At 46.0% G+C, this 500-nt stretch carries 1 pseudogene; it reads left to right on the top strand.

What is annotated here, in order from left to right:
• Positions 1-500, top strand: a pseudogene (locus K1I97_RS10170) (DNA-directed RNA polymerase subunit beta); the annotation flags it as partial.

Below are 500 nucleotides of genomic sequence, written 5' to 3'. Positions count from 1 at the left end.
AAAGATATCCACAAGAACCCAATGGACTCCCGTACAGATGAAGCTCTGAAAGAAATCTATGAGCGTCTTCGTCCAGGTGAGCCTAAAACGGCTGAAAGTTCTCGTTCCCTTCTTGAAGCGCGTTTCTTTGATCCGCATCGTTATGACTTGGCAGCAGTTGGTCGTTACAAGATCAATAAGAAACTCAGCGTCAAGACACGCTTGCTGAACCAAACCATTGCAGAGCCATTGGTAGATGCTGAAACAGGAGAAATCTTGGTTGAAGCTGGTACAGTCATGACCCGCAGTGTGATTGACAGCATTGCAGAGCAGTTGGACAATGGTTTGAACAAAATCACTTATATTCCAAACGACTCAGCTGTCTTGACAGCTCCTGTAGAATTGCAGAAGTTCAAGGTAGTGGCACCAACTGATCCAGACCGCGTTGTGACTATCATCGGTAACGCAAATCCATCTGACAAGGTTCGGATTGTAACACCAGCTGACATCTTGGCTGAGAT

Source organism: Streptococcus oralis, from assembly GCF_019929345.1.
In the GTDB taxonomy this organism is placed as follows: Bacteria; Bacillota; Bacilli; order Lactobacillales; family Streptococcaceae; genus Streptococcus.
This window is presented reverse-complemented; position numbering and strand designations above follow the sequence as displayed.